Genomic DNA, 24,797 nt, shown 5'->3' with positions numbered 1-24,797 from the left:
CCCGGGTTCAGCGGAGCAGATAGGGCATATTGACGGTGACGGCGCCGGTGGGGCAGCGGGCCGCGCACGGCCCGCAGTACCAGCACTCGTCGACATGCATGTAGGCCTTGCCCGAATCCTCGTGGATGGCAAGGGAATCGAGCGGACACATATCGACGCACAGGGTGCAGCCGGTGATGCACAGCGATTCGTCGATCGTCACGGGGACGTCGGCACGCTGGGGGACCAGTGCCATCTACAGGACCTTCCATTCGGGTGCGGTGCGGGTGAGGCTGCCGCGCATGGTGATGCGGTCACCGCGCATGCGGATGTACTCGAGGTCGACGGGTCGGCCGTCGTCGAGGTGAGTGAGGCGCTCGAGCATCAGCAGCGGAGCGCCCGCCGGTGTGTCGAGGGTCGTGGCGGTGTGCGGATCGGCCGCTACCGCTTCGAGGGCGAGTTCGGCAGCGCCGAGGGACTGTCCGGTGACCTGCTCGAGCAGGACGAACACGTCCGTGGTCTCGAGATCGTTGGCCAGCACGGCGGCGCCGACATCGGGTGCGAGATAGGTGAGATCGAGGCTCAGCGGCAGGTCGGCGAGGAAACGCAGCCGCTCGATGTAGACCACGCGGTCGCCGGGCGCCAGTCCGAGCCTGCGCGCGACGGCCGGGGGAGCGGTGATGTGGGTGGCCGCGCGCACCTCGTTGCGGACGGTGCCGTGCTCCTTGAGCGTCTCCTGCAAGCCGAGCAGCGCATCCAGGCCGTGGTCGTACTTGCGGGCGGCGACGCGGGTGCCGACCTTCGGCGCGCGATCGATGAGGCCTTCGTCGCGCAGCAGCGCCAGCGCCTCACGGACGGTATTGCGGGAGGTGTCGTGCTCGGCGGCGAGCTCCTGCTCGCCGGGCAGCGCGCCCTCGACCGCGCCCGCCAGGATCTGGTGGCGCAGGATGTCGGCCACCCGGCGCGCCCGATCGGCGCGCTGGCCTCGAATCGGGGTGGGCTCCGCGGCTGCCGTTTTCTCGCTGACCTGCATGAACAGCGACGATAGCGGCCGTTATGCGGGCCGGAGCCCGGCGTGAAACGGGCTCGAATTCAGGGGATGTTTCTCCGCCGGGTGGCTGTCGCCGGGACCTGCGACGATCGCGCCCCGCGGGGGTATTACGCCACCCCGGCCGGTCCGGGCGACATTCGGATCACGTCGATCGCAATGTCGCCCGGTGACCGGAGGAGATCAGGGCTGACCGGGCTTGAGGAGGATGAACAGCCCGTTCGCCTCCGCGCACAGGCGCTCGCCGTCGTGCATCGTCGCCCGCAGGTACACCTTGCGCCCGTCGGTGCGCTCGACCCACGCGCGGATCGTCAGCTCCCGGTTGAGCGGGGTGATCGAGCGGTAGTCGATGGTCAGTGACGCGGTGCGGGTGACGGCCTTGGTGTGTACCGCGGCGGTCATGCCGAGAATGTCGTCGAAGGCGACGCCGATCTGGCCGCCGTGCGCCGCGCTGTTGCCGCCGAGGTGGAAGGTGCGGAAGGTCAGCTTGGCGGTGACACCGTCGACCTCGGCGCTGTCCACCGTGTACGGCGGCAGCGTGATGTTGCCGCGCGAGGGCAGGTCGGTACGAGTCCAGCTCGGTGCCGACCATTCGTCCACGACCGCCGCGTCGAGGCGGGCGTTGAGCTGCTCGAGCGTCGAGATCGCGTCCTTGGCCAGTTCGTCGGACGGGTTGATCAGGCGCACGCGGTCCATCAGCTCGCGCACCTGTTCGATCAGTTCCCCGTAGTGCGGGCCACCGATCGTGTGGCCCAGTTTCGCTTCCCTGCGCTGCTGGATCAGCTCGGCGACCGGCCGGAACCCGCCTTCGTGGTGCTCTGCGTCCGGCAGCGAAGCGCCGACCTGTGTATCGTCCATATGCAACACGTTATCGCTGCCGAGCTGGAAGTTCGCGTCCGGTGTCCCACTTCGGCGCGCTCGTGACACGGCTCATCGCCGCGGGCCCGCCTCTATTAGGCTGGGTGCCGATCACCGAGCAGGTCTGTACGTACCGGAAGGGCCGGCGCGCCCGCGTGGTGCCCGGCGGAGGAACGGCGAAAGGCTGAGCGCATGGGTATTGCGGCGGTAGTGTTCGACATGGACGGCGTGCTGATCGATTCCGAACCCATCTGGGAACAGGTCAGGCACGACTACGTCGACCGCAAAGGCGGCCGGTGGCAACCGGATTCGCAGCGCAAGATGATGGGCATGACCACCACCGAGTGGGCCGCCTACATGAGTGACGACCTCGGCGTCGCCATGCCGCTCGACGACATCTCGACCAAGGTCATCGACCTGATGGCCGACACGTACGCGCACCACGTGCCGTTGCTGCCGGGCGCTGTCGAGGCGGTGCAGCGGTGCGCCGGTCAATGGAAACTCGGCCTGGCCAGTTCCTCGCCGCGTACCCTGATCGACCTGGTGCTCGCGAAATCCGGTCTGCTGGAGTACTTCTCGGCGATCCTGTCGACCGAGGAGATCGGCAGGGGCAAGCCGGCGCCCGACGTGTATCTCACCGTCGCCCAGCGCCTCGGCGTCGATCCGAAGGACTGTACCGCCGTGGAGGATTCGACCAACGGGTTGATCTCCGCGCACTCGGCGGGCATGCGCCTGATCGCCGGCCCTCGTCCGGAGTTCCCGCCGACACCCGACGCGCTGGCGCTGGCCGCTGTGGTGATCGACGATCTCGACCAGCTGACCCCCGAGGTGGTCACCGGCTGACCTGGGTCAGAAGCTGCCGGTGACGCCGTCGATCCGTTCCCGCAACAGGTCGGCGTGGCCGTTGTGCCTGGCGTACTCCTCGATCATGTGCAGATACGCCCAGCGCAGGGTGTAGTCGTCGGAACGCCACGGGACCAGAAAAACATGGTCGAGCGCCAGTTCGGCGACGGCCGCGTCGCAGGCGGCGATCTCGGCGTGGAACGCGGCGAAGACGTCCTCGGCGGGTAACGAGGCGAGGTCGTCGAAATCGGCGTCGGGCTCGGTCACCGACCCGTAGACCGGCTCGACCGATTCACCCGCCGCCGACACCCGGAACCACCCGCGCTCGACCTCGGTGAGGTGGCGGATCAGCCCGAGCAGCGAGAGCGTCGACGGTGGCACCGACCGGGTCGCGAGCTGCTCGGCGTCGAGACCGCCGCATTTGCCGAGGAGGGTCTGGCGGTGAAAGTCCAACCAGGACTGCAGCATCGGGCGTTCCGCCGCCCCGACGAGGGTCCGCGTCGGCGTGAGTTCGGGTGCTGTCCACGTCACCGGCGCGACGGTACTCCGCACCGCGCCGGCCCGCAGGTCGTTTTCCTCAGCCGCTGGTGAACCCGGCCACCGATGCCGATTCATCGGTACCACTGTCCTGGCCCGCCCTCGATCCGGCACACTGGCCCGATGGGTGCTTACCGTGACGATTCGCCGGAGGTCGTCGTCCACCTCGGCGACGGCACCGGCGCGCCACGCGCCGTCGACCCGGCGCATCCCGGCACCGATGCCACCGATCCGGCGCCCGACCACCCGTTTCTGCTGCTGACCCGCACCGAGGCAGAGCACATCCAGGCCCGCCTTCTCGGCGACGGCACCTACGAACTCGAGCACGTCGACGGCGCCGACCACCGCCAGCTCTTCACCACCGACGCACGGTTGGTTCGCGACATCGTCTGGTCCTGGATCCAGCGGGACCACTGGTGGCGTCACACCGTCGCCTGGACCACCGTCGACCCCGCCATCGCCGAACTCGACGCCCTGCGCGCCGAACTGTCCGAGATGCTCGACGGCATCTCGATCATGGACTCGGTCACCGACGAACTCGACCGCGCACTGGCCCGCGCGGACGAATTACTCGGCGCCGACCTGGATTTCGGAGATGACCCGCTCGGATCCGCCTGAACCTGACCCAGCGGGTCAGACGTCTTCCGCGCCCTCGCACCAATCGTCGAAGGCGTCGAACGCCGCCTTGGCGGGCTCAGGGACGAAGTCCTCGACGACGTTTTCGATCGGGTCCCAGATACGGTCGCAGCCCTGCGGTGCCGGTGGCCACGACTCGATGAATTCCACGAGGGGCGACTTCGGTGTTTCGTCCTCCTGAGCGGCGGCGATCCCCGTAGTGGCCAGAGTCAAGGCCGCGGCGACACCCGCGGTGGCGACGATCCGGTGAACGATTCTCATGACATCCTCCTGTCCGTGCCGACAACGTGATGCTTCGCGATCGTAACCCGCCCAATGGTGAGTGTCAGCGTGCCCTGGCGCTCCAGCGGCCGTCGTCGTAGCGCACGTCGATGGGGTGGTCGAAGGCGGTGGAGACGTGGTCGGTGGTGATGACGTCCGGGGCCGGACCTGCGGCGACGGTGTGGCCGTCGGCGATGAGCAGGGCATGGGTGGTGCTGGTCGGTAGTTCCTCGAGATGGTGGGTGACCAGGATCGATGCCACCTCGGGGTGGGTCTGGTCGAGTGTGTCGATGGTGGTGAGCAGTTGCTCGCGGGCCGCCAGATCGAGGCCGGTGGACGGTTCGTCCAGGAGCAGGACGCGGGGGCCGCTGATGAGGGCGCGGGCGATCAGGGTGCGGCCGCGTTCGCCCTGCGACAGGGTCGGCCAGACTTCCCCGGCTTTGCCGGACAGGCCGAGGGTATCGATGATCGCGTCGGCCCGTGCCAGGTCGCCTGCGGTGGGGGACCAGCGCATCGGGGTGTCTATCGTGCCGGTGACGCCGGTCAGGACGACCTCGCGCACGGTGAGCGCAGAGCGCAGCGGATGCCTCGGGTTGACGTGCCCGATCGAGCGGCGCAGCCGTGCCAGCTCCACCCGGCCGAACTGTTCGCCGAGTACCCGCACGGTGCCGGTGGTGGGGAAGGTGACCGCGCCGCAGAAACCGAGCAGGGTGCTCTTGCCCGCGCCGTTGGGGCCGAGCAACGCCCAGTGCTCGCCCGCCCGCACGGTCAGCGAGATGCCGTCGATGATCTTCTTGCCGTCGCGGCGGAAGGTCACCTCGTCGAGTTCGATCACCGGGACGCCGGTCATGCGAAAGCCTCCTTCAACGCGGACAGGTGGGCGCGGCTGAATTCGGCTGCCGCCGTGGGGTTCCGGTCGGCGACGGCCTGGGCGAGCTGTTCGTGCGCGTCGTGGTCGGCCTGTTCCGACGCGACGGGTCGCAGCGCGAGCATGTCGATCATTGTCCACGCTGTTCGAACAGGCCTACACGGCGACCGAACCGCGCATCGTGCCGGCGCGGTGGCAGATCACCGGCAGCACCACCGAGATCGTGCTCGACGGCGACGCGCGAATGTGAGCTACCTGGATACCGGTCGGACGGCCGTACCGGCTGGGCCTTCGGCCGGAGCACGTCGGTGATCGCGGCCTCGCTGGATGCGGTGATGAACGCGGTCAACGCGCGAACGTAGGCCATGAGTGGGGCGACATTGTGGCGTCGCCCCACTCGACCCTCATCTACGAAATACACTCGGGCGGAACAGAACTCAGCCCGAACCGGCCTCAGCGGGGCTTACCGCAGGCCCGGGTGCGCCCCTGTAGTCTCACACCGGGAGGGAGACACCATGCAGATCGACTTTGTTCCCGACAGGAACCTGTACCCGTTCGAGTCCCGGTGGTTCGACTCGTCCGCAGGCCGGGTGCACTATATCGACGAGGGGACCGGACCGCCGATCCTGTTCTGTCACGGTGCTCCGTCGTGGAGCTTCGTCTACCGCCACATCGTGCGGAACCTACGGGACCGGTACCGGTGTATCGCCGTCGACAATCCGGGATTCGGATTGTCCGAACGCCCCGCCGGCTACGGCTACACCGTCGCCGAGCACACCGCGGTCCTCGGCGAGCTGATCGACCACCTCGAGCTCGACGACTTCGTCGTGATGGGCCACGACTGGGGCGGACCCATCGGCCTTGGCGCGGCCACCACTCGCGCTGATCGGGTGCGGGGGATCGTGCTGGGCAACACCGTGTTCTGGCCGATGGAAGCTCTGGCCAACACGGCGTTCAGCGCGATCATGAGCAGCAGGCCGATGCAGCGGCGGATTCTCGAACAGAATTTCCTCGTCGAGCGCGTCCTGCTGGCAGAACTGGGCCGCAAGCTCACCGAGACCGAGGCCGACCACTACCGCGCGGTACAGCCCAGCGCGGAAGCCCGGTGCGGACTCGCCGCGACGCCCAAGGAAATTCGCGCCGCACGTCCGCTGCTGGACCGACTCGCCCGAGACGTGCCGGCCCTGCTCGGCGACAAGCCGACCCTGCTGGTGTGGGGCATGAGGGATATGGCGTTCCGTCCGAAGGCCTATCTCCCGCGCATGCGTACCACCTTCACCGATGTCGACGTAGTCGAGCTGCCACGGGCGGGCCATTTCATTCAGGAACACGAACCGGACGCGATCACCGCGGCGATCACGAAGCGGTTCAGCACCAGCCGGTGAGGTACATCAGACCCAGGCTGGCGATACCGAGGGTCAGGCCGAGCGTGCCACCGAGGACCAAGGGCCGGATACCCGCGCTGCGGAGGCGCTCGATGCTGAGCGAGGTGCCGGTGGCGGCCAGGACCGCGGCGATAAGCCAGCTACTGGTCGTAGCCAACGGCGTGGTCAGCGCGGTGGGCAGGATGCCGAGACCGGCGACGATCGAGGCGGCCAGGAACAGGACGACGAACAGGGGGAAGGCCTGGCGCAGTGAACCCGCGGGTGCGCCGCCCTCCTCGACGAGGTGTCGACGGCCGACGTGCAGGCCCAGGCACAGCGGAATGATGGCCAGGCTGCGCACCAGCTTCACGATCACCGCGAAATGCGCCGCACTCGCGCCGAAGACGACGCCCGCCGCCAGCACCGAGGAGGTGTCGTTGATCGCGGTTCCGGCCCACAGGCCGAACGCTTCCTGCGACAGGCCGAGCGCGCGGCCGAGCGGTGGATACACCAGCACGGCAGTGACATTGAAGACGAAGATGGTGCCGAGCGCGTAGGCGACCCGCTGTTTGTCCGGGCGCAGTACCGCGGTGGCCGCCGCGATCGCGGACGCGCCGCAGATCGTCGTCCCCACGGCCACCAGCGTCGCCGATTCCCGGTCGACCGCCAGCATCCGGCCGACACAGAACGCCGCCACCGCGCCGACGACGAGCGTCCCGATCAGCACGAGCGCCGTCTCCCGTCCCACGTTCAGCACCGACCCCAGCGGCAGCCCGAGCCCGAGCAGCACGATCGCCAGCCCGAGTAGCCGCTGCCGGGCGACCTCGAGCCCCGGACCGAACAGCTCGTCGGTCGCCTCCTGCCGCCGCAGCACCATCCCGGCGGCAGCGCCAGCGCCCAGCGCCAGCACGGGAGCACCGATCATCGGCAGTGCCTTGCCGACCGGCGTCGCCACGGTAGCCACGAGTGCGGCGAGGGCCAGACCGGGAGCGAAGGTACGTACGCGATTCACTCCACCACCTTCGCTGCGCCGAAGAATAGGAGGTAGACGCCGGTTTCGGAGGAGCCCATAATGCTGGCTTATGGGATCTGGGTTCGGTGGGTGTGCTTTCCTGGAGGGGTGCGGAAACGAACCCGGCTGACGATCGCCGCCGGTATCGGTCTGATGCTGTGGGGTGAATGGGCGAACTGGCGCGCGTCCCGGTGGGGCGTCGGGCCCGCGCGCGCCGGGTCCGAGGCGGTCGTTGTCCTCGGCTATCGCAACACGGGGGAACGCGCCAATGCCATGAATCGGTGGCGTGTCCGTGCCGGTCTGCGTTCCATCGATCCGGGTGCGACCGAGACCCGCCTCGTAGTGTGCGGGGCAGCATGTGCGGGCCCGGTACCGGAGGCCACACTGATGGCGGAGTACGCGACACAAGCGCGCGGGTACCGCGGGGAACTCGTGCTCGAGGATTCGAGCCGATCCACCTGGGAGAACATCGCTTTCGCGATCCCGTATCTGAAGGACGTCGACCGGATCAAGATCGTCTCACTGCCCACCCACGCCGCGACCGGCCGCGACTATCTCGCGGAACAGAGCCCGGAACTGGCCGTGCGCCTCGTTCCGGGACGGGAATACCGATTCGGCGAATGGATGCCGCTGAAACCGGTCGTCGCCCTCTACGGCGTGGTGAAGAATCTGCGTCACCGACTCCGCTCCGATGACGCCTGATGCGGTGCGGAAGCACCGGTCACTCATAATCGGCGCATGACGCTGCCACCCGGAGCCCCCGATCTGGAGGTGCTCGACCTCCTCGTATCGGTGTCCGAACTGGGCAGCCTGGGCGCCGCCGCCCGCAGACATGGCATCAGCCAGCCCGCGGCGAGCATGCGGATCAGCGCGCTGGAACGCCGGATGCGGGTGAAACTGCTCGACCGGGGGCCGACCGGCTCCGAGCTGACCGACGCGGGCCGCGCCGTCGTCGACCGCGCGCGCACCGTCCTCGCGGCCGTGCGCGATCTCGTCGACGACGTCGACCGCCTGCGCGCCGCCCAGGCCCCGCGCCTGCGCATCGCCGCCTCGAAAACGATTGCCGACCACCGCATTCCACACTGGCTGGCCGCGCTGCGCACCGACCATCCCGAGGTCCTGATCTCCCTCGAAGTGGAGAATTCGACCCAGGTCGCCGCCCTCGTCCGCGATGGTGTGGCCGACCTCGGTTTCGTCGAGGGCCCGCATCCGCCCGCCGGCCTCGGCAGCCGGGTACTCGGCACCGACGACCTGGTCGTCGTCGTGGCGCCGGACCACCCGTGGGCCCGCCGCACGACGCCGGTCGCCCTGGCGGAACTGGCACGTACCGCACTGCTGTGGCGCGAACCCGGCTCCGGCACCCGCGACACCGTCTGGGACCTGCTCAGCACCGCCGCGACACCCACCGGACCGGCCGCGGAACTGGGATCGGCCGCGGCGATCGTCGCCGCGGCCAGAACCGGCATGGCGCCTGCCGTCTTGAGCCGCTTGATCGCGGCACCCGACCTCGCCACCGGCGCCCTGGTCGCAGTCCCGTCCGCCGACGCTGCCCGGCTGACCCGCAAATTCCGCGCCATCTGGCGCCGCAACACCCCGCCATCGGGGCCGGCCGAACTGCTCGTCGAACGGGCAGCGCAGCTCGAGAACGCCCGATCGCGGACCCGGCGCCCGTCGTCGAGCCAGGAACCGGCGTAGCCGAGGCGGACGCTGTTCGGCAGCATGTGACGGGGTCACGGAATCGCCTGGTGAACCGGATGGTCCAGCGAAATGGTGCATAAGCGGAGCAGACGGCTCTAGTCTGTATCCGCTACGCACTGTGGAGGTTGGATCAATGACGGTCGAGATCGTGACCGAGCCGGCGCCGGAGGACCTGTGGACCGGATCGGGTCGGGCCGCCGGAGCTCCGCCGACGTCGATGATCGAGCGGATGACGCTGATCCTCGACGCGTTCGATTCGACCACCCCCACCCTCACCCTGCTCGGCCTGGCCGAACGCACCGGGCTGCCGCGCTCGACCGTGCACCGCATCCTCGACCAGATGATCCGGTTGCGCTGGCTCGCGCACACTCCCGGCGGCTACCGCCTCGGCCTGCGTGTGCTCGAGCTGGGCGGGCTGGCCGCCGAGCACAACGAACTGCGCGAGGTCGTCGGGCCGCTGCTCTACGACCTCAGCCAGCGCACCGGCCTGATCGGCCACCTCGCCGTCCTCGACGGGCGTGAGGTGCTGTTCCTTGACCGCGCGGGCGGACGCAGCCAGGTCGCCATCCCGACCCGTGTCGGCGGCCGACTGCCCGCGCACTGCACCGCACTCGGCAAAGCCTTGCTGGCCACCCTCGAACCGGGCATCGCCGAAGGCTCGCTGCGTGGCAACCCCACCCCGCGCACGGCCCGCACGATCGTCGATCGCGCCGAACTGCACCGCGAGCTCGCCCGCATCCGCAACCGGCAGGGCGTCGCCGTCGACACCGAGGAATCGATGCCCGGCGTCGGCTGCGTGGCGGTGCCGATCCGCGGACGTGGCGTCGCGATCGCCGCTATCTCCCTGTCTGGCACGGTGAACGGCGACCGCAGCGCCCTCGACACCGCCAGGCTGGCGCGGGCGCTGGCCGAGGTCGCCAAGGAGGCGGCACGCGCCCTGGCACCCCGGCACGGCCGCCCCCTCTAGACCACTCAGTCTGCCGCGCGGTGCTTCGCCATCGCCCGGCCCGCCGCGCGGCCGGAGAAGATGCAGCCGCCGAGGAACGTGCCCTCCAGCGCGTTGTAGCCGTGCACACCGCCACCGCCGAAGCCCGCGACCTCGCCGGCCGCGAAGAGACCGGGGAAGGCCGAGCCGTCGGGGCGCAGCACCTGCGAGTCGAGGTCGGTCTGCAAGCCACCCAGCGTTTTGCGGGTCAGGATGTTGAGCCGCACCGCGATGAGCGGGCCCTGAGCGGGGTCGAGAATGCGATGCGGTTTGACGACCCGGCCCGCCTTGTCGCCGAAGTACTTGCGCGCGTTGGTGATCGCGGCGAGCTGCGCGTCCTTGGTGTAGGGATTGGTGACTTCGCGGTCCCTGGCCACGATCTGGCGTTCCAGCTCGGCCGCGTCCAGCTGGGGGCCGCGGGCGATCTTGTTCATGCCGTCCACGAGGTCGACGAGCGAATCGGCGACGACGAAGTCAACGCCGTGCTGCTTGAACGCCTCCACCGGGCCCGGCGCGCCCTTGGCGACCCGGCTGCGCAACGTGAGTTTGAGATCCTTGCCGGTGATGTCGGGATTCTGCTCCGACCCCGACAGCGCGAACTCCTTCTCGATGATCGTCTGGTTCAGCACGAACCAGGAGTAGTCGTACCCGGTCGACAGGATCCGGCGCATGGTCTCGTTGGTGTCGAAACCAGGGAAACACGGTGCGGGCATGCGAGTTCCGTTCGCGTCGAACCACAGCGACGACGGACCCGGAATGATCCGGATGGCATGATCGGGCCAGATCGGATCCCAGTTGTTGATGCCCTCGGTGTAGTGCCACATCCGGTCGCGGTTCACGAGCGCGGCGCCCGCCTGCTCGGAGATGCCGAGCATCCGGCCGTCGACATAGGCCGGTACGCCCGAGATCATCGTCTCCGGGCAGGGGCCGAGGCGTTCGGTGGGCCAGTTGCGGCGGATCAGCTCGTGCGCGTGCCCGATGCCGCCCGAACTCACCAGGACCGACGGCGCGTGGAAGGTGAACTCGCCCACCATATCCCGGCTGGAGGCGACGCCGCGTTCGGTGTCGCTCGGCGCGAGGACGCTGCCGCTGATCCCGGTGACGGCGCCGTCGGCCACGATCAGCTCGTCGACGCGATGCCGAAACGCGAAGCGCACCAGCCCGCGGGCCTCACCGGCCAGGACGGGTTCGAGGAAGACCCGGACCACCTCGGGTCCGGTGCCCCAGGTGAGGTGGAACCGGGGCACCGAGTTGCCGTGCCCGTCGGCGAGCCCGCCGCCACGTTCGGCCCAGCCGACCAGGGGAGTGACGCGTAAGCCCAAGGCGTGCAGGTAGTCCCGCTTCTCCTCGGTCGCGAACCGGACGTAGGCCTGCGCCCACTGACGTGCCATCCGGTCCTCGTCCTCGCGGTCGAAACCCGCCGAACCGAGCCAATCCTGCAGTGCCAGTTCGTAGGAGTCCTTGATGCCGAGCCTGCGCTGCTCAGGGCTGTCTACGAAGAACAGGCCGCCCAGCGACCAGAACGCCTGCCCGCCGAGATTGGCGCGGTTCTCCTGGTCGACCACCAGGACCTTGCGTCCGGCCAGCACCAGTTCATGGGTGGCGACCAGGCCGGCCAGGCCGGCTCCGACGACAATCGCGTCGGGGATGAAATCGTCGGTGTGTTCTGGCACAGTGCTCGGCATGCTACGGAACGTAGCATTGGTGCGTCGCTGGCCGGGGGTAAGTGTTGGAAAACGCCCTGACCAGCGGTGTTTCATTTCGAGAGAGACTTGGGGAAGCCATGAACGTCCGAACCCGCACCGGTGCCGCCGTGCTCGTACTCGCGGTCGCCGCCGGTCTGGGCGCCACCTCCTGCTCGCGTAGCGAGCGCTGGTGTGAACGTGACCAGGGCGACGTCCTGGTCGAGAACTCCTACTGCGAGCGCGGCGTCGCCGGCTACGAATGGGAGCCCGACCACGACAAGCCCAAGACGAAGAAGAAGCCCAAGAAGCACTGATCGCGTCGGCGGCCTTGTGCCGCAGGCGATCCGAGACCTGAACGTGGCGCAAGAGATGCCGAGTTCAGGTCGAGTCGATGCAGGTCAGCGGGTATTCCACCCTTGAGCACGCCGAATACCGTTGCGGTGGACGGTGATCGCTCTTTCTTTATTCTCACAACGGCGTGAGTGGGTGGATGCCATGACCTATCGAAAGGTAATTCGGAACGTCGCAGGACATACAGCGCGAGTGCTGTCGGTGTTGCTACTGGCCGTGGGAATCGGGACAGCGATGTCCCCCGGGCTGACAGCGTGGGCGAACAGTTGCGCCACGCTCGATGTCGTAGTCGCCCGCGGCACAAACGAACCCGGCTATCTGGGCTCGGTCGTGGGCGACCCGCTCTACGCGGTCCTCAGCGCGCAGCTACCGGTCGACACCTCCGCCCACCGGGTCGAGTACCCGGCGGACCTGCTGGTGCCCTCCTCGGTCTCCGACGGTACAAGGGCGATGACCGGCCACCTGCTCGCGCAGGCCGCCGCGTGCCCCGACCAGCGGTTCGTGCTCGTCGGCTACTCGCAGGGCGCGGCGGTGACCCACGGCGTCCTCGGCTCGCCGGCGATGATGCTCCTGCCGGGAATGTACGTGCTGCCGCCCTGGATGTCCGACCGGGTCGTCGCGGTCCTGCTGTTCGGCGACCCGCTGCGGCTCGTCGGCGCCACGGTGGCGCCGTTGTACGCCGACCGCACCGCGAACTATTGCACCGCAGGCGATCCGGTGTGCGCGGGCGGTATCTTCCCGACCGCGCACGGCGCCTACGGCTGGGCGTTCGCGAACGCGGCCGGGCAGGTGAACGGTCGGCTGTGAGCCCGCTGCCCGCCGTCGTCAGGCGGCGGGCAGTACGCCGGACAGGACGCGCCCGATCTGCGCCACCGCGCGGTCCACACTGCCGGTCGGCTGGAACAGATGGCTCAGGGTCAGCCGGACCATGATTTCGACGACCGAGGTGAGTTCCTCGTCGGACAATTCCGCGAGCAGGTGGAGCTCGCGCACGGTGCCGGTCAGCGCGGCGACCGCGCGGCCGAGAACCGGTTCCGGTTCGCTCATCAGGGCGGGCAGCAGGGCGGTGTCGCCCTCGCCGCGGGCCGCGAGCACAGCCTTGATCAGGGTGTTGTCGCCCGCGTTGCGCAGGGCGTAGTCCGCGGCGGCGGTCATGCCCGCGATCATGTCCGCCGGATGCTCGGCCAGCATCTCGGCGATCCCGGCCAGGTAGACGCCGAGCTCACGCTCGATCAGCGCGTCCGCGAGCGCCTGCTTGGTGCCGATCTCCTTGTAGAGCACGGGCCTGCTGATGCCGACCTCCTTGGCCACGCGCGACATGTTGACCGCGCCCCACCCCTCGGTGACGACCATCGTGCGGGCGGCATCGAGCATGCGGTCGCGCAACAGCTGACGCATCTCGGCTTGGAAGTTCGGCGATTCGACCACCCGACCATCGTACATGTGCTATCGATTCTGCTTCATCATTGACATTCTCTCGAATAGTGTATTCACTGAGAACACATCGCGCTATGTTGTAAACGAACACGGCAATGTCCGAGCTTGTGTCTCGGCGATCAGGAGAACGACATGACGACATCTCGCATCGACGACCACGAAGGGTCGGCGGCAGTCCTGCACTGGCGCGATCCCAAGCGCTACCTGTGGCTGTTCGGCCTGGTCGCGCCCAGTTCCGCGCTGTTGGCCTCGGCCTTCGTGTGGGTCTTCAATCAGCTGGGCTGGGAGTCGGTCGCGCCGGTCTGGTGGTGGCTGGGGCCGCTGCTGGTGTACGTGTTGCTGCCGATCCTGGATCGCTTCTTCGGTCCCGACGGCAAGAACCCGCCGGAGGAGGTGATGGAGCTGCTCGAGAACGACCGGTACTACCGGTACTGCACCTACGCCTACATCCCGCTGCAACTGGTGAGCCTGGTCTTCGCCTGCTATCTGTGGTCGGCCGACGACCTGTCCTGGCTCGGCATCGACGGCGGTCTCGGCGTCGTCTCGAAGATCGGCCTGGCCTTCACCATCGGCGCCATGGGCGGCATCGGCATCAACACCGCGCACGAACTCGGCCACAAGAAGGACGAGCTGGAGCGCTGGCTGTCGAAGATCACCCTCGCCCAGACCGGATACGGCCACTTCTACATCGAGCACAACCGCGGCCACCACGTGCGGGTGTCCACCCCGGAGGACCCGGCCAGCGCCCGCTTCGGCGAGTCGTTCTGGACGTTCCTGCCGCGCAGCGTGTGGGGCAGCCTGATCTCGGCGTGGGAGCTCGAGCGCACCCGCCTCGAGCGACTCGGCAAGGGGCCGTTCACGATGCACAACGATGTGCTCAACGCGTGGCTGATGACGGTGGTGCTGTGGGCGGTGCTGGTCGCGGTGTTCGGTCCGGTGATTCTGCCGTTCCTGCTGATCCAGGCGGTGTATGGGTTCTCGCTGCTGGAGACGGTGAACTACCTCGAGCACTACGGTCTGCTCCGGCAGAAGACCGCCTCGGGTCGCTATGAGCGCTGCACCCCCGAGCACAGCTGGAACTCCGACCACATCGTCACCAATATCTTCCTCTACCACCTGCAGCGGCACAGCGATCACCACGCCAACCCGACCCGCCGCTATCAGACGCTGCGGCACATGGACGGCGCGCCCGAACTGCCCAGCGGCTACGCCAGCCTGATCGGCCTGGCCTACCTGACCCCGCTGTGGCGCAAGGTGATGGACCCGCGCGTGCTCGCGCACTACGACGGCGACATCACCCGCGTGAACATCCAGCCCGCCAAGCGGGACAAGGTCCTGGCGAAGTACGGAGCACGCTGATGGCTGCCTACCTCTGTCCCGTGTGCGGCTACCGCTACGACGAGCAAACCGGCGCTCCCCGTGAGGGTTTCCCCGCGGGCACGGCATGGTCGGCGATTCCCGACGACTGGTGCTGCCCCGACTGCGGTGTCCGCGAGAAGCTCGATTTCCAGCTGAGCGAGGAGATTTCGCGATGAACGACTACAAGCTGTTCCGTTGCGTGCAGTGCGGTTTCGAATACGACGAGGCGCTGGGCTGGCCCGAGGACGGCATCGAGCCGGGCACCCGCTGGGACGACATCTCCGACGACTGGTCGTGCCCGGATTGCGGCGCCGCCAAGGCCGACTTCGAGATGCTCGAGGTGAGTCGCGGATGAGCGCCAGGATCGTCATCGTCGGCACCGGTGTCGCCGGTGCTACCGCGGCCCAGACGCTGCGGCGCGAGGGTTACGACGGCGAGATCGTCCTCGTCGGCGCGGAACCGGACCTGCCATACCGTCGGCCGGCGGTGTCCAAGGAACTCCTGGCCGGCGCCGCGTCGTTCGACCGCGCGGTGCTCAAGCCGGTGAAGTTCTGGACCGACAACCGGATCGACCTGCGCCCGGCCTTCGGCGTGGACGCCGTCGACACCGACCGTGCGACAGTGCGATTGGGCACCGGTGAGGTGCTCGGCTACGACAGCCTGCTGCTGGCCACCGGGGCGCGGGCCCGGTCGATCGACACCGCGTCGACCCGCGTGCATACCTTGCGTAATCGTGCCGACATCAGCGCACTCCGGACTGCCGTCGTCGAGGGTGGTTCGCTGCTGATCGTCGGCGGTGGGCTGATCGGCTGCGAGGTCGCGGCCACCGCCCGCGGGCTCGGCGCGCAGGTGACGCTGCTCAACGCCGGTCCGGCGCTGCTGGATCGGGTGGTGCCCGCCGCGGTGTCGGAGCTGGTGCACCGCATCCACGTCGAGCACGGTGTGGTGGTCGAGAACGACACCGCGACAACGCAACTCGTCGACACCAGCGACGGCGTCACCGCCACCGCCGCCGACGGGCGCACCTGGTCGGCGGCCGCCGCGCTGGTCGCCATCGGCTCGGTCCCCGAGACCTCGCTTGCCGAGGCCGCCGGAATAGCGGTGAACGACGGCATCATCGTCGACCAGCACTACCGCACGTCGGCCCCCGGTGTCTTCGCCGCCGGCGACGCCACCACCGGATTCCATCCGCTCCGTGGCGAATTCGAACGTGGTCAGCACTGGAACTCCGCCATGACAGCCGGCGCCGCGGCTGCCATGTCCATCCTCGGCCACCCGGCCGCGGTCGCGGAAGTCCCCTGGGGCTGGACCGATCAGCACGGTGTCTCGATGCAATTCGCGGGCTGGGTCCACCCGCACGACGAACTGGTCGTCGACGGTGACCTCGATGCCAGGGACTTCCTCGCCGTGGCGCTGCGCGACGGCCGCCCGGTCGGGGCCGTCGCCATGGGCAGACCGCGTGAGCTCCGCGCGACCCGCCCCCTCATCGCCGCGGGTGAACGATGGCAGTTCGGTGCGCCACCGACCCCGGTCGCCGTCAGCTGACACCGCGATACCAGACCAGACGCCCTCTTCGCTAGGGGATGTCCGCAGGGGGGACATTCGCGGGAGGGCGTCTGGTCACCGTCTGGGCGCGGAGTGTTCCGGTGCAGGAATTGCGGCCGGAGACTGACCGCAATCGGTCGTAGCGTGCAGGGATGGGAGACAGCGCACACGAGAAGAGGATTGTCGTCACCACACCACTCGGGCATGTGGGCTCGCGCGTGGTCCGGCTGCTGGTGCAGGCGGGGGTCCGGCCGAGGGTGCTGATGCGAGACCCGTCGCGGCTGGACGCGGCCACGCGCGCGTACGTCGAAGTGGTGCAGGCCGACCAGGGTGATCCGGCGGCGGTGGTGGCGGCCACCCGGGGCGCGGAGCGGCTGTTCTGGGTCGATCCGCCCGCACTCGTCGACGATGATCCGGTCGCCGGGTACGCGCGGATGGGGGAGTCGGCGGCGCGAGCGGTGACCGAAAACGGGATCGAGGCCACGGTGTTCCTCAGCAGTATCGGCGCCGAGAAGCGGTGCGGGGCAGGGGAGATCGACGGACTGGCGCGCACCGAGGAACTGCTGGACGCGACCGGTGCGAACGTGCTGCATCTGCGGTGCGGCTACTTCTTCACCAATCTGCTCACCCAGCTCGACGAGATCCGGACGGGAACATTGTCCACGCCGTGGCCGCTCGACCACGCCATGCCGTGGGTCGATCCGCGCGACATCGGCGAGGTGGCCGCGGCCCGGCTGCTGTCCGGTGCGTGGTCGGGGCGAGTCGTGCAAGCCGTGCACGGACCGCAGGATCTGACCTTCGCCGACGTCGCCGACATCCTGAGCGCGGAGATCGGACGTGACGTCACCGCCGTGCAGATCACCGACGACGAGTTGCGGGCCGCCCTGCGCTCCGCGGGTCTCGGCGCGGCGCAGATCGACGGCATCGCGGGCATGTCGAAGGGACTGAGCTCGGGATTCGTTGCCGAGGACGAACGTTCGATCCGCACCACGACCCCGACCACCCTCGCCGCCTGGGCCCGCACACACCTGCGGTGACGAACAGGGCCGGTCACGACAGCGTCGTGACCGGCCCCTCGGTCCTGGCGACCGACGACTACCAGTGCACGCCGGGCAGCATCCGGCTCACGCGGGCAGCCGGGCCCGGCATCACCATCAGCGGGGTGAGAACCGGAGCCAGCACGGTGAGTGCGTTGCGGCTCGGCTCGGCGGGCTCGGTCGACGCGGGCTCGGCGGCCGCCTGTGCCGGAACCGACTTGCCCTGCGCCGCCGTCGATTCACCGAACAGCCGGTAACCGGTGTGCATGATCGTGCGCTTGAGCGACGGCAGGAACATCTCGACGGCCTGGGAGAAGGTGCCGACGGGGGTGTCGATGCGGTCGGGACGCTCGAGCAGCGCGCGGACCACGATGTCGGCGGCACGCTCCGGGTCGGGCAGCGGCAGGGCGCGGTAGAGATCGGTGGGCGCGATCATCGGGGTGCGCACGAGCGGCATCCGGATGGACGTGAAAGTGACACCGGCGCCACGGTTCTCGACGGCGGCGATCTCGCTGAAGTTGTCCAGCGCCGACTTGCTCGCAGCGTAGGCGGCGAACCGGGGCACCTTGGTCTGGACCGCGATCGAGGAGATGTTGACGATGTGGCCGAAATGCCGCTCACGCATCGACGGCAGCAGCGCCAGGATCAGCCGCACGGCGCCGAAGTAGTTCACCGCCATGGTGCGCTCGAAATCGTGCATGCGGTCGACGGAATTGGCGACCGAACGGCGAATCGACCGGCCCGCATTGTTGATCAGGTAGTCGACGTGACCGTGCTCGGTCAGCAGCTGCCCCACCAGGGCGTCCACGGCCGTCGCGTCGGTGATGTCGCACGGGTAGGCGAACGCGGTGCCACCCTCGGCGCGCACGGATTCCGCTGCGGCGGTGAGGTCTTCGACACCGCGAGCCACCATGAGCACGGTGGCGCCGCGCCGGGCGACCGCATGGGCGGTGGCCAGACCGATCCCCGAGGACGCGCCGGTGATGAGCACGATCCGGCCCGAGAGCCGGTCGGCGTCGGCCGCGGGACGGCCACGGTGCGGGTCCAGGTTCGCGCGCCAGAAATCCCACAGCCGCTCGGCGTAGGTGTCGAACGCGGGCACCGTCAGCCCGGGCAGCTGGGCCTGGGTGGAATCGGCGACGAACTCGGCGGTGAAACCGACATGCGGGGCCACAGCCGCCGGAATGCCCGCCTGCTCGAACAGGAAATCGCGCACCGCATGCGCGCCGGGGACATGGCCGAGGCTGTTGAGCGCGCGGGCACTACCCGGCACCGTGCCGATGCCCGCGGGGCCGCCCGCGGCGGTCGCGAGGGCACGGTAGATGTCGCCGAAGGGCTGCGGCTCCGGGTTGACCAGGTGGAATGTGCGCCCGTCCAGCCCGTCGCGGCGCACCAGCCGCACCATCGCCTCGGCGACATAGTCGACCGGCACCACATTGGTCGCGCCCAGATCGGGCAGCGGCAGCGGCAACTCGGCAGGCAGCGCCGACAGCGCGGCGATCGCCTGGAAGAAGTAGTAGGGGCCGTCGATCTTGTCCATCTCGCCGGTGCGCGAATCGCCGACCACGATCGCCGGGCGATACACCCGCGAGCGCACGTCGGTCGCCTCGCGGACCAGCTTCTCGGCGGCGAACTTGGTGCGGTGATACGGCGAGGTCAGGTTCTGGCCGAGGTCGAAATCCTCCTCGAAGAACTTGCCGCGATGATCACCGGCCACCGCCACCGAGGACACGTGGTGCAGCACGGCATCGAGCCTGCGCGCCAGCTCGATCACCGAGCGGGTGCCCGCGACATTGGCCGCGTGCGAGGTCTGTTCGTCGGCGGTCATGTCGTAGACGGCGCCCAGATGCAGCACGTGGTCCGCGCGCGGCGGCTCGTCGCCCAGGCCGAGACCGTCGGCGGTCAGGTCGCCGACCAGCGCGAACACCCGATCGCCGTCGGGATACTGCGCGGTCAGCGCGGCGAACTTCGCCAGCGACTCGGCGCGCACGAGCACGTGCACGATCGCGGTGGGGTCGGCTGCGAGCAGCCCCCGCACCACTCGCCGACCCAGAAACCCGGTACCGCCTGTCACGATGTAGGAAACCATCGCCCCTCCTGAAAATTCTCGAAACACGGTGTCGTGCAACAGTGATCCGGCATGCGGCGGTGGATGCGGGCATCAACGGTTGAAGTCCAGCAGCAGATGGCTGGAGAGAAACCGGGCACCTCGTCGTCCCGGCTGGCCTTTACCGTACTCGTCAGTAACCTAGCTGGGCAAGCTCGTGGCGCCCGGTTATCGTGTGGGAATGGTCACCAGTCGCCGCAGGTCAAAGGGTGTGTGTGACAGTTAATTTCAGTAACTGTAAGTTTCGGACAACTTGCCGCTATCGTTCCGCCAGCACGTCGCCGACGACGGCGGCCATCCTGGCGCGGAACACCTCGGGGGCGAAGGTGCCCGCGTGGGCGCGGATCTTCGCCGGATCGTAGGTCGCCGAACGGAAGTCGCTCATCACCGCGGCCAGCGCCGCCACGACGTCGTCATCGGAACCGGCGGGCACGTACTCCCCGGTGACTCCGGGGCGGACCGTGTCGAGCGCACCGCCGGCGCCGACGGCCAGCACCGGCGCGCCGCACGCCATCGCCTCGACGGGGACGATGCCGAAGTCCTCGATGCCGGGCATGAGCAGCGCCTGGCAGCGCCGGTACATGTCCTGTAGCTGCTCGGCGGAGGTGGCGCCGAGGAAGGTCGTCTCCGGGCCAGCGATCGCCTCGAGCTGGGCGCGGAAGCGTCCCTCCCCGAGGACGACGAGGCGAACGCCCGCGCGTTGTGCCGCGCGAATCGCCAGGTCGGCGCGCTTGTAGGGCACCAGCCTGCCCGCGCAGAGGAAGAAGTCCTCGCGGGCAACGCCCGGATCGGGGGTGAACCGGGCGACATGCACAGGCGGGTTGACCACCGAGGCTGGCAGGCCCCACCAGTCGATGACCCGCTGGGCCACCGCGTGGGAGTTGGCGACGACGTGCGTCAGCCGTGGCGCGGCGCGCAGTTCGCCGCGCCGGGCCAGGGCACCCAGCGCACCGAGCGCGAGCTGGCCAGCGCGGCCGCCCGCCTCCTGCAGGCGGAATTCGCGATCCCAGGCCCACCGGGCCGGGCTGTGCACATACGCCACGACCGGTGCGCCGGTGGCCAGCGCGGCCTGGGTGGCGAAAGCGTGGTGGCTGACCACCACGACATCGAAGTCACGCAACGGCATGCGCCGGAATGCGCGCGGCACCAGCGGCAGCAGTGGCGCGTGCCTGCCGCCGGTGACGGTGTGTGCCCGGCTGAGCCAGCTGTCGTGGACGGTGCGGACCGGTTCGCGAAGCCCGCCCGGCGCGACGATCGGCGCGAAAACCTTAGCGTCGGGCCAGGTTTCGACGAACTCACCGACAACCGCCTCGGATCCGCCGAATTCGGTGAAACGTTCGTGCACGAGGGCGACGCGGGTCATCGGTAGGTGCTCACTTCGATCTGTCGGGGCGCCGCGGTGCGACGCAGAGCGGGGGCGACGGGGCGGCCGCGCAGCAGCCCGTCGACGGTGCCGCGCTCGATCGCGCGGCGATACACCGGAGCCGCCGCCGCGCACGCGGCGATCGTGGCGGCGATCGCGTCGGCGTCGTGGGCGGCCGAGGTGACGAACGACTGGCCGAGCACACCATGCTCGAGCAGTTCCTGGAGAAACAGTGTCCGAAAGGCTTGCGACGGTGCGCCTTCGGCATCCAGTGTGCGGAAGATCAGGCACGACGGTCTGCCGCGGACCTGGAGGTACTCGGCGATGCCGAGCGCGTCGGCGACGGCATTCACTCCGTCGGCGAGTGCCCGGCCCGCCTGCTCCATCCGGGCGATCGGGTCCTCGGTGCGGTAGGCGTGGACGACGGCGCGGAACGCGGCCAGCGACGCGGTCTCGGGCCCGTGCGTGGTGGACAGCAGGAAGACCCGGTCGTGGTCGGTGCGCAGGCCGCCGCGCTCCATGTACTCGCGCTTGCCCGCGAGCGCGGAAATGGGGAATCCGTTGCCCATCGCCTTGCCCCAGCACGACAGGTCCGGTGTCACCCCGTACACGGCCTGCGCACCACCGGCCGACCAGCGGAAACCGGTGATCATCTCGTCGAACACCAGCAGCGTGCCGTGCCGATCACACAGGGCACGAACACCTTCCAGGTATCCGGGCATCGGCTCGGCCATGGCCGTCGCGGCCTCGAGGAAAACGGCGGCGACGGTGTCGCCCGCGAGTGTCGCCGCGAGTGCGTCGAGATCGTTGTAGGCGAACTTCACGGTGTCGGCGGCGGGGATCCCGGCCGCCATGTCGGTGGTTCCGATGAACCAGTCGTCGACGGAGAAGAACGGCTGATCGCAGACGGCGATCGTGGTCCGGCCGGTCACGGCTCTGGCCAGGCGCACCGCCGCGCTGGTGGCGTCGGAGCCGTTCTTCGCGAATTTCACCATGTCGGCGCTCGGTACGAGGTCCAGGAAGTCCTGCGCGGCACATAGTTCGAGTTCGGTCGGTCGGGAGAAGCTCAGGCCGTCGGCGGCGGCGAGGGTGGCCGCGCGCAGCACCGGTTCGTAGCCGTGGCCCAGGGTGACCGACCGCAGCCCCATCCCGTATTCGACGAACTCGTTGCCGTCGACGTCCCACACGCGAGCACCCTTGCCGCGCACCAGGATCGGTGCCATCCGCTCGGGGTACTGGTCGGCGCCACGGGCATAGGTGTGCGCGCCGCCGGGAACAAGGTCGTGCAGGCGAGCCTGGATCGCGGCACTGCGTTCGAAACTGCGCATCAGGTGAGCCCCCACAAACCGTGGTCGGTGTGCAGCCCGGTGGGGCCACGATGGTCGGTCAGGACACCTTCGTGCACGAAGCCGGCGGCGGCAACCACAGCGGACGTGACGGTGTCGTCGACCGGAATCTCGGCCGCTATCCGCCGCAGCCCGAGCTCGGTGAACCCGTACTCGGTGACCGCGCGCAGCGCCGCGGCCCAGAGTTCGGTATCGGCGAGATCGGGGTCGGCCCAGGTGAACAGGCTGGTGGCCTGACCCGGCAGCAGGGAGTCGTACAGGCGGAATTCGCCTGCGTAGTAATCGTTCACGTGCAGCACCAGCCGCAGGCCCACCGGTGACCGGAGACCGAATCGGGTGTTCCACAGTGCGCGGTACCACCCGGCCCGACGGTGCCTGCGTTCCCATTCGGCAGACCCGACCGCCACCGTGATCCGGGTGCGGTGGGCTGTCGCGGCACGTCGCCAGGCCGATCGATCCGTGCGGACAAGGCTGCGCACCACGGCATTCGGGTGATCGGCGACCACCAGGGACACGGGTTCGGCGGGCACGTAGCGTCGCAGATGCTCGCGGGCTGTCCACGCGACCAGCCTGGCGGCGGCGAGCGCGACTACTGCGGGCGACACACCGCCGGACCTAAAACCGGCTGGGACCGGGGCTGATTCGGCCGGGATGAGGGCGGGGAGATCCTGCGCTACGAGGTCGGCCGGGTTGATCGCCGACAAGGTGTGGTCCCGGGGCGCCCCACCGGCGTCGTAGGCCAGTGCCATGGTGGCCTGGTGGCGGTAGCCGAGGCCGCGCACACAACGGAGTGCGGGTCGGTTGTCCGGTGAGACCGGTGCCAGCACCCGGGTGACACCACGGGTGCTGAACATGTAGTCGAGCAGCAGCGCGCCCACCTGTGCCATGACCCCGCGGCCTGCCCACCGCGCGTCGATCCAGCCACTGGATTCCGCGGTCGCCGAGGCCGCGTCGATGATGAAGTACTCCACCTGCCCTACAAACCGGCCGTCGACTTCGATGACCCCGGCGTACCGGTGCCCGGCCCGCATATCGGACCAGGCGACCAGGCATTCCCGCGCCCAGTGCCGGGGCGTGTGCCGCTGCTCCCAGCTCAGTGGTGAAGTGCCCCAGTACGGTTCGATGAACGGGCGGTCACGCAGCCGGATCTCGCGCCACTGCGCGAAGTCCGACATGCGCGGCGGCCGCAGGCGGACGATGCTGTCGCCGTGGCGAACAGGGCCCAGTATCAGGCGCGACATGTCGCCCGGTATGGGGGATGTCTTGCGCGACAACGCCATGTCTAGACGTCGCGCGATCCGGTGGTCTTCGGCACCGGGGCGGCACGGACCGGCCATTGCCGGGGCAGCACCGTGGTCTCGGGGTCGTACGCCACCGGCGTCGAGGTCCTGGTGTCACGTTTCGAGGCTGGGGCTGGGGCTGGGGCTGGGGCTGGGGCTGGGGCTGGGGCCGGGGCCGGGGCTTGGGCCGGGGCCTGGGCGGGCGCGGCGGGACCGGGTGTCGGCTCGGGTGCCGCGGCGGGAACAGGGGCGGCCGTGGCGGCCGCGGTCTCGGCTTTCCGGCCGCGACGCAACCCACCGGTTCGACCGCTGAGCCCACCGGTTCGGTCGGTGCGGCGGCTGAGCGCACCGCGCGCCAGCACCACCGCCTCGGCGACGATGATCAGCGTGGCAAGCCCCGCGAACAGGCCTTCCTGGACCGGGTGCGGGGCGACCAGTTCCGAGGTCGGATTGGCGATCACAGTCAGCCGCGGCATGCCGAGGACCTGGCGGAACTCCATCTCGCGCGCCACATCCCTGGCATCGAAACTGAGTTCCGGGCGCAACGGATCCTCGGCCAGCCTTTTGGTGAAGGTGTCCTCGACGGCCCGCCGATGCACCTCGAGATCGGCGGCCGAACGGGCGATGGCCTCGGTGCGCATCTGGGACGCGACACTGTCGAGCGACTGCTGCACCGCCAGCACCAGCTTTTCGGCCTGCTCGGGCGACCCGGCCTGTGCCTTGATGATGAGCAGCGACGGTGCGGGCCCGGTCATCGCCGAAACCCGTGGCCGCAGGTCGTTCTCCGAGGGCGCCAGCCCGTTCTTCACCACATCCGAGAGCACCCGGCTCTCGGTGACCAGCACGATGTAGGGCTGGGTCAGCTCGTTGAACACCGCGCCGATGGATTGCTGGGAGATCTGCGCGGTGATGCTCGCCTCGTAGGTTCGGGGGCTGCCTTCGCGGACCAGCCATACCGCACCGCCGACGAGGGCTGCGACAACCAGGGCGATCGGCAGGGCGCGAACCAGCTGGCGCAGATGGTCGGCGATGTTCACCCCGGACATCGCCGGACGCCCCAGGTCCGCGTCGCCCGTGTCCGCCGGGTCGGTCTCGCTCACGCTTCCCCCACATTTCGCCGATCTTGCTTCCGCGATGTTAGCTGGGGTTCCGCTGCGCCGCTAACCCGGTGGCACGTGGCGGGCATTACGAGTACCCG

At 69.2% G+C, this 24,797-nt stretch carries 28 protein-coding genes; 13 read left to right on the top strand and 15 right to left on the bottom strand.

Annotated features, from left to right (window positions below):
- Nucleotides 1–7: 7 nt before the first annotated feature.
- The 3 genes from ACFWF2_RS15720 to ACFWF2_RS15710 all read right to left on the bottom strand — a co-directional run bounded on the left by ACFWF2_RS15720 (nucleotide 8) and on the right by ACFWF2_RS15710 (nucleotide 1,885).
- Nucleotides 8–235, bottom strand: a complete 228-nt coding sequence (locus tag ACFWF2_RS15720; RefSeq protein WP_019046727.1) for a ferredoxin family protein — start codon at nucleotides 233–235, stop codon at nucleotides 8–10.
- Nucleotides 236–1,012, bottom strand: a complete 777-nt coding sequence (locus ACFWF2_RS15715) for a GntR family transcriptional regulator (protein WP_379308138.1) — start codon at nucleotides 1,010–1,012, stop codon at nucleotides 236–238.
- A gap of 198 nt (nucleotides 1,013–1,210) precedes the next feature.
- A complete protein-coding gene (locus tag ACFWF2_RS15710; protein ID WP_379308137.1) occupies nucleotides 1,211–1,885 on the bottom strand; it encodes a PaaI family thioesterase in 675 nt (224 codons plus the stop codon).
- A gap of 192 nt (nucleotides 1,886–2,077) precedes the next feature.
- On the opposite strand from ACFWF2_RS15710, the gene ACFWF2_RS15705 reads away from it, so the two are divergent.
- Nucleotides 2,078–2,728 (top strand): HAD family hydrolase, encoded by a 651-nt coding sequence (locus ACFWF2_RS15705; protein WP_379308136.1) that lies wholly within the window; start codon nucleotides 2,078–2,080, stop codon nucleotides 2,726–2,728.
- Nucleotides 2,729–2,734: 6 nt separating this feature from the next.
- Here the strand turns inward: ACFWF2_RS15705 and ACFWF2_RS15700 are convergent, their stop codons facing one another.
- On the bottom strand, nucleotides 2,735–3,259 hold the full coding sequence (locus tag ACFWF2_RS15700) for a DinB family protein (RefSeq protein WP_379308135.1): 525 nt from the start codon (nucleotides 3,257–3,259) through the stop codon (nucleotides 2,735–2,737).
- A gap of 129 nt (nucleotides 3,260–3,388) precedes the next feature.
- Between ACFWF2_RS15700 and ACFWF2_RS15695 the strand changes: the two genes are divergently transcribed.
- A complete protein-coding gene (locus tag ACFWF2_RS15695) occupies nucleotides 3,389–3,883 on the top strand; it encodes a hypothetical protein (RefSeq protein WP_379308134.1) in 495 nt (164 codons plus the stop codon).
- Between the two features lie 15 nt (nucleotides 3,884–3,898).
- On the opposite strand, the gene ACFWF2_RS15690 is transcribed toward ACFWF2_RS15695, so the two are convergent.
- The 3 genes from ACFWF2_RS15690 to ACFWF2_RS15680 form a co-directional block, all read right to left on the bottom strand.
- Nucleotides 3,899–4,162: a hypothetical protein gene (locus tag ACFWF2_RS15690; protein ID WP_379308133.1), complete on the bottom strand. Its 264-nt coding sequence runs from the start codon at nucleotides 4,160–4,162 to the stop codon at nucleotides 3,899–3,901.
- A gap of 64 nt (nucleotides 4,163–4,226) precedes the next feature.
- Nucleotides 4,227–5,012 carry an ABC transporter ATP-binding protein gene (locus ACFWF2_RS15685; protein ID WP_379308132.1) on the bottom strand — a complete coding sequence of 262 codons (786 nt, stop codon included), beginning with the start codon at nucleotides 5,010–5,012 and terminating at the stop codon, nucleotides 4,227–4,229.
- The gene (locus tag ACFWF2_RS15680; protein WP_379308131.1) at nucleotides 5,009–5,164 is read right to left on the bottom strand and encodes a hypothetical protein; all 156 of its coding nucleotides are present in this window, start codon (nucleotides 5,162–5,164) and stop codon (nucleotides 5,009–5,011) included. Before ACFWF2_RS15680 ends, ACFWF2_RS15685 begins: the two co-directional genes overlap by 4 nt.
- Before the next feature lie 381 nt (nucleotides 5,165–5,545).
- On the opposite strand from ACFWF2_RS15680, the gene ACFWF2_RS15675 reads away from it, so the two are divergent.
- Nucleotides 5,546–6,415 carry a haloalkane dehalogenase gene (locus ACFWF2_RS15675; protein ID WP_379308130.1) on the top strand — a complete coding sequence of 290 codons (870 nt, stop codon included), beginning with the start codon at nucleotides 5,546–5,548 and terminating at the stop codon, nucleotides 6,413–6,415.
- Here ACFWF2_RS15675 and ACFWF2_RS15670 read toward each other — a convergent pair.
- On the bottom strand, nucleotides 6,399–7,406 hold the full coding sequence (locus ACFWF2_RS15670; protein ID WP_379308129.1) for a YeiH family protein: 1,008 nt from the start codon (nucleotides 7,404–7,406) through the stop codon (nucleotides 6,399–6,401). The genes ACFWF2_RS15675 and ACFWF2_RS15670 overlap by 17 nt on opposite strands.
- A gap of 108 nt (nucleotides 7,407–7,514) precedes the next feature.
- Between ACFWF2_RS15670 and ACFWF2_RS15665 the strand changes: the two genes are divergently transcribed.
- From ACFWF2_RS15665 to ACFWF2_RS15655, 3 genes are all read left to right on the top strand, one after another.
- The gene (locus ACFWF2_RS15665) at nucleotides 7,515–8,108 is read left to right on the top strand and encodes a YdcF family protein (RefSeq protein ID WP_379308128.1); all 594 of its coding nucleotides are present in this window, start codon (nucleotides 7,515–7,517) and stop codon (nucleotides 8,106–8,108) included.
- A 36-nt stretch (nucleotides 8,109–8,144) separates the two neighbouring features.
- Complete coding sequence (locus ACFWF2_RS15660) at nucleotides 8,145–9,101, top strand: LysR substrate-binding domain-containing protein (RefSeq protein ID WP_379308127.1); 957 nt, start codon at nucleotides 8,145–8,147, stop codon at nucleotides 9,099–9,101.
- Nucleotides 9,102–9,237: 136 nt separating this feature from the next.
- A complete protein-coding gene (locus ACFWF2_RS15655) occupies nucleotides 9,238–10,071 on the top strand; it encodes an IclR family transcriptional regulator (protein ID WP_379308126.1) in 834 nt (277 codons plus the stop codon).
- Between the two features lie 5 nt (nucleotides 10,072–10,076).
- Here the strand turns inward: ACFWF2_RS15655 and ACFWF2_RS15650 are convergent, their stop codons facing one another.
- Nucleotides 10,077–11,774 carry an FAD-binding dehydrogenase gene (locus tag ACFWF2_RS15650; RefSeq protein WP_379308125.1) on the bottom strand — a complete coding sequence of 566 codons (1,698 nt, stop codon included), beginning with the start codon at nucleotides 11,772–11,774 and terminating at the stop codon, nucleotides 10,077–10,079.
- 98 nt (nucleotides 11,775–11,872) lie between these two features.
- Here ACFWF2_RS15650 and ACFWF2_RS15645 point away from each other — a divergent pair, with 98 nt between their 5' ends.
- Both ACFWF2_RS15645 and ACFWF2_RS15640 read left to right on the top strand, forming a co-directional pair.
- On the top strand, nucleotides 11,873–12,088 hold the full coding sequence (locus ACFWF2_RS15645) for a hypothetical protein (protein WP_379033814.1): 216 nt from the start codon (nucleotides 11,873–11,875) through the stop codon (nucleotides 12,086–12,088).
- Nucleotides 12,089–12,317: 229 nt separating this feature from the next.
- Nucleotides 12,318–12,932 (top strand): cutinase family protein, encoded by a 615-nt coding sequence (locus tag ACFWF2_RS15640; protein WP_379033812.1) that lies wholly within the window; start codon nucleotides 12,318–12,320, stop codon nucleotides 12,930–12,932.
- An 18-nt stretch (nucleotides 12,933–12,950) separates the two neighbouring features.
- Here the strand turns inward: ACFWF2_RS15640 and ACFWF2_RS15635 are convergent, their stop codons facing one another.
- Nucleotides 12,951–13,553 (bottom strand): TetR family transcriptional regulator, encoded by a 603-nt coding sequence (locus ACFWF2_RS15635; protein WP_379308124.1) that lies wholly within the window; start codon nucleotides 13,551–13,553, stop codon nucleotides 12,951–12,953.
- 141 nt (nucleotides 13,554–13,694) lie between these two features.
- Between ACFWF2_RS15635 and ACFWF2_RS15630 the strand changes: the two genes are divergently transcribed.
- The 5 genes from ACFWF2_RS15630 (at nucleotide 13,695) to ACFWF2_RS15610 (ending at nucleotide 17,503) form a co-directional block, all read left to right on the top strand.
- On the top strand, nucleotides 13,695–14,921 hold the full coding sequence (locus tag ACFWF2_RS15630) for an alkane 1-monooxygenase (RefSeq protein ID WP_379308123.1): 1,227 nt from the start codon (nucleotides 13,695–13,697) through the stop codon (nucleotides 14,919–14,921).
- On the top strand, nucleotides 14,921–15,097 hold the full coding sequence (locus tag ACFWF2_RS15625; protein ID WP_379308122.1) for a rubredoxin: 177 nt from the start codon (nucleotides 14,921–14,923) through the stop codon (nucleotides 15,095–15,097). The genes ACFWF2_RS15630 and ACFWF2_RS15625 overlap by 1 nt, the downstream gene beginning before the upstream one ends.
- Nucleotides 15,094–15,276, top strand: a complete 183-nt coding sequence (locus ACFWF2_RS15620) for a rubredoxin (protein ID WP_379308121.1) — start codon at nucleotides 15,094–15,096, stop codon at nucleotides 15,274–15,276. Before ACFWF2_RS15625 ends, ACFWF2_RS15620 begins: the two co-directional genes overlap by 4 nt.
- Nucleotides 15,273–16,466 carry an NAD(P)/FAD-dependent oxidoreductase gene (locus tag ACFWF2_RS15615; protein ID WP_379308120.1) on the top strand — a complete coding sequence of 398 codons (1,194 nt, stop codon included), beginning with the start codon at nucleotides 15,273–15,275 and terminating at the stop codon, nucleotides 16,464–16,466. The genes ACFWF2_RS15620 and ACFWF2_RS15615 overlap by 4 nt, the downstream gene beginning before the upstream one ends.
- Nucleotides 16,467–16,618: 152 nt before the next feature.
- Complete coding sequence (locus ACFWF2_RS15610) at nucleotides 16,619–17,503, top strand: NmrA family NAD(P)-binding protein (RefSeq protein WP_379308119.1); 885 nt, start codon at nucleotides 16,619–16,621, stop codon at nucleotides 17,501–17,503.
- Nucleotides 17,504–17,561: 58 nt separating this feature from the next.
- Here ACFWF2_RS15610 and ACFWF2_RS15605 read toward each other — a convergent pair whose 3' ends face one another.
- From ACFWF2_RS15605 to ACFWF2_RS15585, 5 genes are all read right to left on the bottom strand, one after another.
- Nucleotides 17,562–19,592 carry an SDR family oxidoreductase gene (locus ACFWF2_RS15605; RefSeq protein ID WP_379308118.1) on the bottom strand — a complete coding sequence of 677 codons (2,031 nt, stop codon included), beginning with the start codon at nucleotides 19,590–19,592 and terminating at the stop codon, nucleotides 17,562–17,564.
- A 277-nt stretch (nucleotides 19,593–19,869) separates the two neighbouring features.
- Entirely contained in the window at nucleotides 19,870–20,973 is a 1,104-nt protein-coding gene (locus ACFWF2_RS15600; protein ID WP_379308117.1) for a glycosyltransferase, read from the bottom strand.
- Nucleotides 20,970–22,301, bottom strand: coding sequence for a glutamate-1-semialdehyde 2,1-aminomutase (locus ACFWF2_RS15595; protein WP_379308116.1), 1,332 nt, complete (start codon nucleotides 22,299–22,301; stop codon nucleotides 20,970–20,972). The genes ACFWF2_RS15600 and ACFWF2_RS15595 overlap by 4 nt, the downstream gene beginning before the upstream one ends.
- On the bottom strand, nucleotides 22,301–23,560 hold the full coding sequence (locus tag ACFWF2_RS15590; protein ID WP_379308115.1) for a GNAT family N-acetyltransferase: 1,260 nt from the start codon (nucleotides 23,558–23,560) through the stop codon (nucleotides 22,301–22,303). Before ACFWF2_RS15590 ends, ACFWF2_RS15595 begins: the two co-directional genes overlap by 1 nt.
- A 41-nt stretch (nucleotides 23,561–23,601) precedes the next feature.
- The gene (locus ACFWF2_RS15585) at nucleotides 23,602–24,699 is read right to left on the bottom strand and encodes a hypothetical protein (protein WP_379308114.1); all 1,098 of its coding nucleotides are present in this window, start codon (nucleotides 24,697–24,699) and stop codon (nucleotides 23,602–23,604) included.
- Nucleotides 24,700–24,797: the final 98 nt, after the last annotated feature.

Origin of the sequence: Nocardia sp. NPDC060259 (assembly GCF_042728775.1) — a bacterium.
Taxonomy (GTDB): Bacteria; Actinomycetota; Actinomycetes; order Mycobacteriales; family Mycobacteriaceae; genus Nocardia.
This window is presented reverse-complemented; position numbering and strand designations above follow the sequence as displayed.